Source organism: Vibrio sp. V31_P5A7T61 (genome assembly GCF_009904895.1).
GTDB lineage: Bacteria > Pseudomonadota > Gammaproteobacteria > Enterobacterales > Vibrionaceae > Vibrio > Vibrio metschnikovii.
The window spans coordinates 1-13,097 of record NZ_WXWI01000057.1 but is presented as its reverse complement, the minus strand read 5'-3'; the positions used below and the strand labels follow the sequence as shown (position 1 = coordinate 13,097).

The window sequence follows — 13,097 nt, the reverse complement described above, 5'->3', positions numbered from 1 at the left end:
ACTTTTGATTTTCATTAATAACTCTTAACTATAGAGCCAGATAACTATAAGGGTTTCCTTCTCATTAAGCAAACGTTTTATTCAAAAATAACCAAATAAAATCGAATCTCCAGACAGATCAATCAATTGAGTCGATTCGAGTCGTCCCGCGGATGATCCTTTTGTTCTTTATACTCATACTCACCATCAAACGTCTCCCCCTCGGCGTTTGGTCGAGATTGTGATGATTGATGGGAAAACGAGTCAGGACCACTCATGGTATTCACAACCAGATGGCCCATTAAGTAATGAGCCAAACGCGCCCTTGGAATAGGCAGTAAAACGAGCATGCCTATTCCATCTGTAATAAATCCAGGCGTCAGTAATAAAACACCGGCGACAGCTAACAACATACCTTCGATGATTTGCTGTGCCGGCACTTCACCCCGTTGAAGGCGCTGCTGGACGGACAGAAACGTCAAGACACCTTGACTACGCACCAGTATCGCCCCAACCAAAGCTGTAAATAGGATTAAAGCAAGCGTTGGCCATAAGCCTAACAAGCCACCGAGCTGAATCAGCACCGCAATTTCAATGATTGGCAAAGCAATAAATAAACATAATAAAATAAGCAACCTAGCTTCTCCTTAACTGAGCCCGACTTTACCTGACTGCACTGCTCAGCCGTTTGTTGATGAGCCAATGGGAATCCTCGTTCACCACTGAACGTTTTTCAAATTAACGTGATGGCTACGGAACTGCAACCTTGTTAGGTCATCAGCCGGTCATTTCTCATCAGACTATTCTAACCATCTATGATTGATGAATCATACGATTACGAGGTTCACCCAACACCACTCGCGATTAGGCCAACAAACATTCCATAAAATAATTCTTATTTTCAATATCTTAAATTTCTATTAAACCAATTCACTCAAACCGTGAGATCTTAGCTAAAGATCCTAAACCTCTCCGGAGTTATGCACCGGAAAGGTGATCCAGTTCCTATTTTTTATCTACTGGTCAAGTATGATTAGCGAAGAAGTCAGGACAGATTTTCCCAGCCAACCATTCTGGTGAACGGATTCTTAAGACAGAGATGGCTAAGTGTGACTAATCAGAACAATTATCTTAAGGATCCTGTGATGGCTACCCTATCTGAAACCCCTATTACGAACCAAGCAACCCGCATCGAAGAAGACCTGCTCGGCGAACGCCATGTTCCTGCTGATGCTTATTATGGTATCCATACCCTGCGGGCGATAGAAAACTTCAATATTTCTAATGTTACGATCTCAGATGTCCCTGAATTTGTTCGTGGCATGGTCATGACCAAAAAAGCGGCCACGCTCGCTAATAAAGAGCAAGGCGTGATCCCTAAAGATGTCGCTAACTATATTATTCAAGCGTGTGATCTGATTTTGGAAACCGGCAAGTGTATGGATCAATTTCCTTCCGACGTTTTCCAAGGTGGCGCAGGCACTTCAGTCAATATGAACACCAATGAAGTGATTGCTAACGTAGCCCTTGAACTGATGGGTAAAGAAAAAGGTCAATACCAATTTATTAACCCCAATGATCACGTTAACAAAAGTCAATCCACCAACTGTGCGTATCCAACCGGATTCCGAATCGCCGTTTACAACAGCATTCTCAAACTGATTGAATCGATTGAGTACATCAAAGGCGCTTTTGAACTTAAAGCCGTTGAGTTTAAACAGATTCTCAAAATGGGACGTACTCAGCTCCAAGACGCCGTACCGATGACCGTTGGTCAAGAGTTCCATGCGTGGGCCGTGACGCTGAACGAAGAGATCCGTGCTCTGCAATACACCTCTAAGTTATTATTAGAAGTTAACCTTGGTGCGACGGCCATCGGCACCGGTTTAAACACCGCTCCAGGCTATCAAGCATTAGCAATAAAATATTTAGGCGAAGTCACTGGCCTAGAAGTGGTACCTGCTGAAGACTTAATTGAAGCGACGTCCGACTGCGGTGCTTACGTAATGACTCATGGCGCGCTGAAACGCTTAGCAATGAAGCTTTCGAAAATCTGTAACGATTTGCGCTTGCTCTCTTCTGGCCCTCGTGCGGGTTTTAATGAACTGAACTTGCCTGAATTACAAGCGGGTTCATCGATCATGCCGGCCAAAGTTAACCCGGTTATCCCTGAAGTGGTTAACCAAGTGTGCTTTAAAGTCTTCGGTAATGACAACACCATTACTTATGCCGCTGAAGCGGGTCAATTACAGCTTAACGTAATGGAGCCAGTGATTGCTCAAGCGATGTTTGAGTCTATCTCCTTGCTTTCTAACGCATGCGTTAACCTGCGTGATAAGTGTGTCGATGGTATTACGGTCAACAAAGAGGTTTGTGAAGGCTATGTGTTTAACTCGATCGGCATCGTTACTTACCTTAATCCTTACATCGGCCACCATGAAGGTGACATCGTTGGTAAAATCTGTGCCGAAACGGGCAAAAGCGTCCGTGAGGTCGTACTGGAGCGAGGCTTGCTCACTGAAGAAGAGTTGGACGATATTTTCTCAGTCGACAACTTGATGTACCCTAAATACAAGGCAAAACGTTACGAGTAATTCGATTTACTCTACAAGAAGGCTCTGATTCAGAGCCTTCTTGGTTTTTGCCAGATGGAAAGTCGCCAAAACTTATTCTAAATCATGGTAATTAATTAAAAGCGTCGGCTACCTTCCATTGATACTAAAAAATAAGATAAACCTATGAATTCACAGCCTTGCGTTAGCTTAACACTGGGCGGTAAAGCGGATTTTCCCATAATCTTTTAGGAGTATAAGATGTTCATAATTGAGTTCCTTATCGTATTAGGATGTATCCTAATCGGGGCAAGGATTGGTGGTATCGGACTGGGTGTCATGGGGGGGATTGGTCTTGCCATTCTCAGTTTTGTGTTTGGTATGCGTCCAACCAGTCCACCGATTGATGTGATGCTGATGATCATGGCGGTGGTGGCAGCGGCGGCTTCCATGCAAGCCGCCGGCGGCTTAGATTACTTAATCAAAATCGCCAGTAACATCTTGCGCAAAAATCCTCGTCATATCACTTTCATCGCCCCATTAGTCACTTACTTTTTTACCATGATGGCTGGAACTGGACACGTAGCCTACTCGGTATTACCCGTGATCGCAGAAGTCAGTCGTCGTAGTGGTATTCGCCCAGAGCGTCCGCTTGGTATGGCAGTCATCGCATCACAGTTTGCGATTGTGGCTAGCCCTATCGCGGCCGCCGTCGTGGCATTAGTGGCCTTCTTAGAACCGCAAGGGATCACTTTGGGTAACGTATTGATCGTCACCATTCCAAGTACTTTCCTTGGCCTTGCCTGTGCTTGTATTTTTGTCAACAAAATCGGTAAAGAGCTGAAAGACGATCCAGAGTATCAACGTCGCCTACAAGACCCTGAGTTCCGTGCAGAAATGGAACAAGAGATGAAAGTGGAAGATATTCAAATCACGCCACAGGCCAAAACATCGGTTTCTCTGTTCCTATTTGGTGCGATTATCGTGGTCTTTATGGGCGCGATTCCTAGCTTGCGTCCGCACTTTGATGGCTCACCAATGGGCATGGCACATACGATTGAAATCGTGATGCTATCCATTGCAGCCCTGATCATCCTGATTTGTAAACCGGACGGCAATACCATTACTCAAGGCTCTGTATTCCATGCCGGGATGCGCGCAATCGTGGCCATTTTCGGTATCGCTTGGCTAGGTGATACCTTCATCGCGGGTCACGGCGATATGGTGAAAGAAGCGGTATCTGGTCTGGTTGAAGTTGCGCCATGGACCTTTGCTTTTGCCCTATTTGGACTATCGGTGATGGTCAATAGCCAAGGAGCCACCACAGCAGTATTGGTACCGGTTGCGATTACCTTAGGCTTACCACCTGCAATCATCATTGCGGTGTTCGTCGCGGTTAACGGATATTTCTTTATTCCGAACTACGGCCCGATCATTGCGTCGATTGACTTTGACCGCACAGGGACAACGCGGATCGGTAAGTACATCTTTAACCACAGCTTTATGCTGCCGGGTTTATTGAGCATGATCTTCAGTATCGGTTTTGGTTTAGTCTTAGCGAATATTTTCCTCTAATTTTCATACTAACCATCATCAAAGGGAGCTCAGGCTCCCTTATTATTTTTGATATAAATCAAACAAACTTCGATTAATTCAACTGTTCATACCCATTATCAAAAGTGCATAATATTTCTTCCTGAACGTTCTAAATAATCAATCCTGTAGCGCAAGCTTACTGTTTAGGCACAACTGACCAAGATGAGTCTAAAAAGAGAGTAGTCTTTGAGAATATTATTTCATTATTCATAAACAAATACCCTAAAACAAATAATCAACGTTCTCTCGCCTTTTATATCTAAGAATATTATGTGAAGCAAAGCCAAGATAATAAAACTTACTATCTTTAAAATAAAACCCATTAAAGCATCCGTCTAAAAACCTCACTCAACATTTTAATATCATATATTTCATTTAATTCACTGATTAATAAAAGCCATGCTGTTTGATTAAAAAGTGAATATTAGCCACCAAGCACATTTAGGCCAGATTATCTAAATGTAAGGAGAACGCTATGACAAGCCAAACTTTACCAACGGACCATAAGAAAGGCTTTTTTGCTAACTTAAAGTTTCCCTCTGCCTATACCATTTTATTTTTACTGATTGCCTTTGTGGCATTACTCACGTGGATAGTCCCTGCTGGTCAATATGAACGAACCATGAATGCCGAGCTCGGTAAAGAAGTGCCGATTGCGGGCACTTATGCTCCAACCGAAGGTAATCCACAGGGTGTGATTGATGTACTTCTCGCTCCCATTGATGGTTTTTATGATCATACGACTTACGAAGCGGCGGCAATTGATGTTTCGTTATTTATCCTCATCATCGGCGGTTTTCTTGGCTTGGTGACTAAAACTGGAGCGATTGACGCAGGTATTGAACGAGTCACCTCGCGCTTACAAGGGCGAGAGGAATTAATGATCCCCATCCTGATGGCACTCTTTGCCGCGGGAGGCACCATCTACGGCATGGCAGAAGAATCACTCCCCTTCTATACCCTATTAGTGCCAGTGATGATGGCAGCTCGTTTTGACCCAGTGGTCGCAGCGGCAACCGTATTACTAGGGGCTGGCATTGGTACTTTAGGTTCCACCATTAACCCCTTCGCGACCGTGATTGCCGCCAACGCAGCGGGGATTCCTTTTACCGACGGCATTTTCCTGCGTCTTGCGATTTTATTAGTCGGCTGGATCATCTGTGTCATGTACGTGATGCGCTATGCGAAAATGGTTCGCGCCGATCAAAGTAAGTCGATTGTTTACGATAAATATGAAGAAAACCAAGCACACTTTTTAGGTAACCGTAGCGGAGAAAGCTTAGTTTTTACTACCACTCGCAAAATTATTTTAGCCATTTTTGCCCTCTCCTTTGCCGTGATGATTTACGGTGTATCCGTTGCGGGCTGGTGGATGGCCGAAATATCGGCGATGTTCTTGGGTTCAACGATTCTGATTGGTCTTGTAGCCAGAATGAGCGAAGAAGAATTCACCACTAGCTTTATTGATGGTGCACGTGATTTGCTTGGCGTCGCGTTAATCATCGGGATTGCGCGTGGTATTGTCGTGGTGATGGACCGGGGCATGATCACTGATACGATACTCAATTCAGCTGAGCATATCGTGACTGGATTATCGTCAGTGATGTTTATTAACGTGATGTACTGGCTAGAGATTTTATTGTCGTTCTTAGTGCCATCGTCTTCTGGTCTAGCCGTGTTAACCATGCCAATCATGGCGCCACTGGCCGATTTTGCCGGCGTCAGTCGCGATCTGGTAGTGACGGCATACCAATCTGCATCAGGGATAGTTAACCTCGTCACACCAACGTCTGCAGTGGTGATGGGGGGCTTAGCCATTGCCCGCGTCCCTTATGTACGCTGGATAAAATGGGTCGCGCCATTACTGGGAATTTTGTGTGTATTGATTATGATTATGCTCAGCATTGGTGTGTTACTTTAAAGGTTCACGTGAACGCCGCTTAATCAACGTCATCCTAGCCATAACAAAACAATAAAATCATTGCTTGATAATATTCTTACTCTGCAAAGCCGCACGCTATCTGGTGCGGCTTTTTGCTTTCCTACTATCCCCTATCGTCATGTTGCCAACAACGATCTGACTTGCGATTAATTATAAATTATACCCTTCCTATTTGAAGCTGCAGCGGTGTTGGCTACGTCCGTTCACCCCAATCACATAGTTTGCCTATGCTTATGGGGATTCACTCACTTGCCGCCTACCTGCAATTTCAAGTCGTTTGGGTATAGTTTTATTTATCAAACCATGAATTAAATTAATCCATTAATTCTAGACTCCCGTAAATCACCAGCAATTTACAATTGTTCTAGATCAATCTTTCCTCGCTTATTTTGTTAACATTAGGGAAAATAAAACCATAAAAACCGTTACCTAATCCCGAATAGTGAATAAATTCGCCACTCTAATACCACCCAACACTTTTATGGTTTGCATAATATTTCCAAATCAAATGCTATCAGACTGAAAACTGGCTGATGAACAATAATAAAAAGCATTTTATTCCATAAAAAACCATTAAAAAACCGCCGATTTAAACGTTATCAAATGAATAATATTTGTTAATAACTCATCTAAAATGGCAAATTAATATAAAAAGTAAACTGTGAGCCACATCCAAGAAAGAACATCCACACAAGGTAATATAAAACACAGAACAAAGAGATGAATTTAAATATAAATTTCAATCTCCCTCATACACCCTACAAAATAATTATACCTTTAGTTAATCAAGGTATACAAAATAAGAGAGATACGATTATGAGTAAGTTATACGTAGGTTCTGAAGTAGGTCAATTACGCCGCGTTTTAATTCATCGTCCACGACGTGCATTAACTCATTTAACCCCCTCTAACTGTCACGACTTATTATTTGATGATGTGTTAGATATTGAACGTGCAGGTAAAGAGCACGATATTTTTGCACAAACCCTCCGCGATCAAGGTGTTGAGGTTTTGCTGCTAACGAATTTGCTTGCCGAAACCCTCGATGTCAGTGAAGCCAAAGAGTGGTTGTTACATACGCAAATCTCAGATAATCGTTTTGGACCAACGTTTGCCAACGATGTTCGCTGCTTCCTTAATGATTTACCGCATATTGAATTAGCTAAAATCCTAACCGGTGGCTTGTCTTACGGCCAGTTCCCGATGCAATCATCGTCTATCTTACAATCGATGCATAAAGCCGATGATTTCATTATTAAACCACTACCTAACCATTTATTTACTCGCGATACCTCGTGCTGGGTATACGGTGGCGTCTCCATTAACCCGATGGCGAAAGTCGCTCGTCAGCGTGAAACTAACCATCTCAGAGCAATCTATCGCTGGCACCCAACCTTCGCTGGCCAAGACTTCATCAAATATTTCGGTGATGAACAACGCAACTACGATAAGTCTACCATCGAAGGCGGCGACGTTTTAGTCATCGGACGCGGCGCGGTGTTAATCGGCATGTCAGAGCGCACTACGCCACAAGGGGTGGAACAACTGGCTTCAGCACTGTTTAAACACGGTCAAGCCAAACAAGTGATTGCCCTTGAGCTGCCTCAAGAACGCTCTTGTATGCATCTCGATACCGTCATGACTCACATGCGTGAAGATACCTTCTCTGTCTATCCAAATGTGATTCCAGATGATGTGAAATGTTGGAGCTTAACCGGCGATGCTTCTGGCAAAGTTAAAGCCACTCAACAAGCCTCTTACATTCATACCATCGAGCGCGCACTGGGTGTTGATAAGTTACAAATGATCACCACCGGCGGCGATAGCTTCGAAGCAGAACGCGAGCAGTGGAACGATGCCAACAACGTCCTAACGGTTCGCCCAGGCGTCGTTATTGGTTATGAGCGCAATACTTACACCAATGAGAAATACGATAAAGCAGGCATCACCGTGCTGCCTATCCCAGGTGATGAATTAGGCCGTGGCCGTGGTGGCGCTCGCTGCATGAGCTGCCCTATTGAACGTGATGACATCTAAGTTAGGGCGAGTGATATGGAAGGAGATTTCTCCTTCCATCCATCAACGAGAGAAATGACCATGACAAAACAAACTGTTGTCGTCGCCTTAGGAGGCAATGCCTTACTTCGTCGCGGCGAGCCATTAGAAGCGGATGTTCAACGCCACAATATTCAGATTGCCGCGCAAGCCATCGCGAAAGTGGCCGAGCACTACAATGTGGTACTGGTGCACGGTAATGGCCCACAAGTCGGATTATTAGCATTACAAGGGCTAGAGTACAAAAAAGTTAACCCGTATCCACTTGACGTATTGGGCAGTGAAACTCAAGGCATGATTGGTTATATGCTGATGCAAGAGTTTAAAAACCTACTTCCAGAACGCAACGTGACTTGTATGTTGACTCAAATGACCGTTGATGCCAATGACCCTGCGTTTGCCAATCCAACCAAACCGATTGGCCCGGTTTATCAAGCCGAAGAAGCGCGAGCTTTGGCAGAAAAATACCATTGGACAGTAAAACCTGATGGCCAGTATTTCCGCCGTGTGGTGCCAAGCCCACTACCAACGGGGATTGTTGAACATCAAGCCATCAATACCTTGATTGCCGATGGACATTTAGTGATTTGTACTGGCGGTGGCGGCATTCCAGTTAAGTACCAGCAAGGTAAATTAGTGGGCGTTGAAGCGGTGATCGATAAAGACATGTCAGCCGCCTTTCTCGCCAAACAAATTGGCGCCGATGCATTGCTTATTTTAACCGATGCCGATGCGGTTTATCTCGACTGGGGAACCCCAACTCAACATGCTTTGCGTCAAGCAACGCCAAGTGAATTAGCGGCTTATCAATTTGACGAAGGGTCTATGGGACCGAAAATTCAAGCTTCCTGTGAATTTATTAAACAAGGTGGCCGTCTGGTAGGCATTGGAGCTCTGGAAGACGCGGTAGCCATTTTAGAAGGTCAAGCGGGGACCAATATCATTCGTGACCATTAAATACTAGGTTTCAGGCTGGATGACAACCTCCCACCAATCTAGGTTGTCACCACGTCAATCAGCGAAATACTCAGCGCTCGCGCACATCATGCTAGCGCCTAAAACGAGGATAACATCATGGCTTTTAATTTACGTAACCGTAACTTCCTAAAACTGCTTGATTTCACACCAAGAGAGATCCAGCATCTATTAGATTTATCGATTGAGCTGAAAAAAGCCAAATACAATGGCTATGAACAGCCTCGCCTGAAAGGCAAAAATATTGCCTTAATTTTCGAAAAAACCTCGACCCGCACTCGCTGCGCCTTTGAAGTCGCGGCTTTTGATCAAGGCGCGCAAGTCTCCTACCTTGGCCCTTCTGGCTCACAGATTGGCCACAAAGAATCGATGAAAGACACCGCTCGCGTACTAGGTCGGATGTATGATGGGATTGAGTACCGTGGTTTTGGCCAAGAGATTGTCGAAGAACTCGGCCAATACGCTGGCGTTCCGGTATGGAATGGACTAACCGATGAATTTCATCCAACGCAAATTCTCGCTGATTTTATGACCATGCTCGAACACGGCCGTGGTAAAGCACTGCATCAAATCAAATTTGCTTATTTAGGCGATGCGCGCAATAACATGGGTAACTCGTTAATGGTCGGCGCTGCGAAAATGGGCATGGACATTCGCCTCGTCGCGCCAAAAGCATTCTGGCCAACAGAATCACTGGTTGCCACTTGCCGCGCAATTGCTGAAGAAACGGGAGCAAAAATCACCCTAACTGAAGATGTGCAAGAAGGCATCATGGGTTGTGATTTCCTCTACACCGATGTTTGGGTCTCGATGGGCGAAGCCAAAGAAGCGTGGGCCGAGCGCATCCAGTTAATGCTGCCTTATCAAGTCAATATGGACATGCTTAAAGCCACAGGTAATCCGCATGTCAAATTCATGCACTGTTTACCGGCATTCCACGGTGAAGATACCACGGTTGGCAAAGAGTTGGCCCAAGCTTACCCAGAGCTAAAACAAGGGGTTGAAGTCACCAATGAAGTGATCGAATCTGAACATTCGATTGTGTTTGACGAAGCAGAAAACCGGATGCACACCATTAAAGCGGTGATGGTAGCCACCCTCGGTGACTGATCGATAACCCTTTATCTTCCTCTCACCACATCACGAGCCGAAGTCCGGCTCGTGATTTTCTCCACCTCGTTGTTCATCCATTTAAACAACTAACTAATCATCATAATGCAGTTTTTTATTTGGTGATCTGCCGCAATAAGCCGTAAATCAATAAGTGATATGCTCAACTCCAGAATGATGTTTGCTTAATCGTTAAACGAGGGCACGACCGTGAACCGAACCATCCCTGACATTGATGCTGATGAACGCTCATTAACCGCGGCCTGCAAGAGGCTGCTACAACAGCAAAGCTTCGCCAATCAACATGAATTACGCGAGCGCTTAGTTGAACTGGGGTTTGAAGGCGTAAGCCAATCAACCGTATCACGCTTACTTTCTCAGCTTGGTGTAGTCAAAATCCGTAATGCTTGTGGCAAAAAAGTTTATTGCATCACGGTAGAAACCGCATCAGTACGCGTTGAATCGTCCATTGCTTCGCAAATAGAGTTTATTACTCACAACCAATCGGTCGTGGTGGTCAAGACCCATCCGGGCAGCGCTCAGTTAGTTGCTCGTTTGGTTGATATCGATCCGCACAGCGAAATCATTGGTACCGTGGGCGGTAATGATACCGTACTCGTGATTCCGCGCGACGCCAATCGTGTCGAAGCCTGTGAGCGGATTGTCAAAAGTCGCTTAGGGGTGGCTTAAGCCCAGCGCTGCACTGTATCTTCCAACCCGTTGTCTATATAGTAAAGCCAATCGTGTTTTGGATATTGTAGTGATGATGCGTCTATTTATTTCTCTTTTACTGCTGCTTAGTACGGCAATCAGTACGCCGGCATTGGCCACTTTGACCGTTAATCCCTCATTTGAGTTAAACGGAGCATCGCGCTTTGCTCCGGTCGATCAAGCCTTTCCGCTGTCTTTTTTCCAACAAGCTGATCAACTATTTTTAGATTGGCAGATCAAGCCAGGGTACTATTTATATCAAAGTAGCCTAACCATTGAGGCTAAAAACGCCCAGTTGGCCGATTACGTGTTGCCGCAAGCACAGCCGTATCATGATGAATTTTTTGGCGATGTGATGATTTATGATACGCCACTGTCGATAAACGTATCACTGAACAATGCCCAATCTGGTGCTACATTGACCGTGCGCTATCAAGGCTGCGCCGCCGCAGGATTTTGTTATCCACCTGAAACTCGGGTTGTTGATCTCGATCCCGTCATCGCCCAAGCATCCAGCGAATCTATCTCTAGCACGACCGTTAACGAAACCAACCTTGCCACTTCACAACAAGATTCTTTAGCGAATCGATTAGCCCACAGTGCTTGGACTCCGCTGCTGTTTTTATTACTCGGTATTGGCTTGGCTTTTACCCCATGCGTATTACCCATGTACCCAATTTTAACCAGTATCGTACTTGGTGGCGGAGCTATCTCACAACGCCGCGCATTGCTGCTAAGTGTGGTCTATGTGCAAGGGATGGCGTTGACCTACACCTTATTGGGTTTAGTGGTAGCTTCTGCGGGTTTACAATCTCAAGCCGCTTTGCAGCACCCTTATGTCCTGATGACATTGAGTGTCTTATTTGTCGCCTTAGCGTTATCGATGTTTGGTTTATACAGTTTGCAACTGCCAAGTAGCGTGCAAACTTGGCTAAGTAGCTTAAGTCAGCGCCAACAAGGTGGACGGCTTGGCGGCGTGTTTATGATGGGCGCAATTTCGGGTTTAGTCTGCTCTCCTTGCACCACAGCTCCTTTATCGGGAGCCTTGCTCTACGTGGCACAAAGTGGTGATTTGATCACGGGGGGCGTCGCGCTCTACGCATTGGCCTTAGGCATGGGAATTCCCTTAATCGCTGTCGCCGTATTCGGTAACCAGTTATTGCCGAAAGCAGGGGATTGGATGAATCGCATCAAGATCTTGTTTGGTTTTGTTCTGCTCGCCGCACCCATTTTCCTACTGGAGAGAATTATCCCTAGCTTATGGAGCACGGTCTTATGGTCGGCGTTAGGACTAAGCGCATTCGGTTGGCTCTATCATGCAAAAAACAGCTTACCTTTTGCAGGTTGGAAACAAAGCCTGATAGGGATCATCGCTATCCTCGGCTTATTATTCTCTGCTCAACCACTGCTGAGTTATTGGCTGAATCCCAATCATTACAGCGCTCAGCAAGCTAACATTCAGTTTCAACCGATTAAAACCGTCGAGCAGCTTAATCAAGCTTTGCTCGACGCTAAAACAGCCGGAAAACCGGTGATGCTCGATTTTTACGCTGACTGGTGTGTCGCGTGTAAAGAATTTGAGCGTTATACCTTTCACCAGCCCGCCGTTGAAGCGCAGCTAAAAAACTTTGTATTACTGCAAGTGGATGTCACCCGTAGTGAGCCGGAAGATTTTGAACTCTTACAGCATCTGCAAGTACTTGGTTTGCCGACCATCGATTTTTGGGATGAACAAGGAAACCGACTACCTCAAGCGCGTATTACCGGCTTTATGGCCGAACATCCTTTTCTTGCTCACCTAGAAAAGTTTCAACGCTAATCGGCTTGGCAGATAAATCACCGTTGATTTATCTGCCATCTTTATTTCCCTAATTAAATATCTCTCCCTTTTTTGTGATACCACACGCCGTTTACGATAATCATAACCAGAGAGCAACTTTCAACAACCAAGCATTTCCTTGACCAATAAGACTATTGCTGTAAATTTTCTTCAGCTCATCCCCCTTGCTCATCCTGCAAAGTGTGCGCTTATCGAACGCCATTCAACCTACCAAACGTGATAATGGTTCGTAGACGGTGATTTTTATCGCTCTAAAAAATCTTTACCGCGGTAGCTCACATTTTGTAGAGGTTACTTATCCCTAGCATATCCAGTGAACTCATAACCTCACTAATTC

General features: G+C 45.1%; 9 protein-coding genes. 8 read left to right on the top strand and 1 reads right to left on the bottom strand.

Translation table 11 applies throughout. The features are described 5' to 3' along the window. Positions 1 to 122: 122 nt before the first annotated feature. Positions 123 to 614, bottom strand: coding sequence for an FxsA family protein (locus tag CAG58_RS12280; RefSeq protein WP_161425519.1), 492 nt, complete (start codon positions 612 to 614; stop codon positions 123 to 125). A 510-nt stretch (positions 615 to 1,124) separates the two neighbouring features. On the opposite strand from CAG58_RS12280, the gene aspA reads away from it, so the two are divergent. The 8 genes from aspA to CAG58_RS12240 all read left to right on the top strand — a co-directional run bounded on the left by aspA (position 1,125) and on the right by CAG58_RS12240 (position 12,739). Then, a complete protein-coding gene (aspA, locus tag CAG58_RS12275; RefSeq protein WP_004394423.1) occupies positions 1,125 to 2,573 on the top strand; it encodes an aspartate ammonia-lyase in 1,449 nt (482 codons plus the stop codon). A 219-nt stretch (positions 2,574 to 2,792) separates the two neighbouring features. Then, positions 2,793 to 4,106, top strand: a complete 1,314-nt coding sequence (locus CAG58_RS12270) for an anaerobic C4-dicarboxylate transporter family protein (protein WP_154169948.1) — start codon at positions 2,793 to 2,795, stop codon at positions 4,104 to 4,106. A gap of 496 nt (positions 4,107 to 4,602) precedes the next feature. Continuing rightward, positions 4,603 to 6,048, top strand: a complete 1,446-nt coding sequence (locus CAG58_RS12265) for a YfcC family protein (protein ID WP_158144618.1) — start codon at positions 4,603 to 4,605, stop codon at positions 6,046 to 6,048. Positions 6,049 to 6,885: 837 nt separating this feature from the next. Next, positions 6,886 to 8,106: an arginine deiminase gene (arcA, locus tag CAG58_RS12260; protein WP_004394419.1), complete on the top strand. Its 1,221-nt coding sequence runs from the start codon at positions 6,886 to 6,888 to the stop codon at positions 8,104 to 8,106. Positions 8,107 to 8,166: 60 nt separating this feature from the next. After that, on the top strand, positions 8,167 to 9,081 hold the full coding sequence (gene arcC, locus CAG58_RS12255; protein ID WP_158137459.1) for a carbamate kinase: 915 nt from the start codon (positions 8,167 to 8,169) through the stop codon (positions 9,079 to 9,081). A 117-nt stretch (positions 9,082 to 9,198) separates the two neighbouring features. After that, positions 9,199 to 10,209, top strand: coding sequence for an ornithine carbamoyltransferase (locus tag CAG58_RS12250; protein ID WP_161426084.1), 1,011 nt, complete (start codon positions 9,199 to 9,201; stop codon positions 10,207 to 10,209). Positions 10,210 to 10,419: 210 nt separating this feature from the next. Continuing rightward, positions 10,420 to 10,899, top strand: a complete 480-nt coding sequence (locus CAG58_RS12245) for an arginine repressor (RefSeq protein WP_161426083.1) — start codon at positions 10,420 to 10,422, stop codon at positions 10,897 to 10,899. Positions 10,900 to 10,975: 76 nt separating this feature from the next. Continuing rightward, positions 10,976 to 12,739 (top strand): protein-disulfide reductase DsbD, encoded by a 1,764-nt coding sequence (locus CAG58_RS12240; RefSeq protein ID WP_443084109.1) that lies wholly within the window; start codon positions 10,976 to 10,978, stop codon positions 12,737 to 12,739. The last annotated feature ends 358 nt before the right edge of the window (positions 12,740 to 13,097 follow it).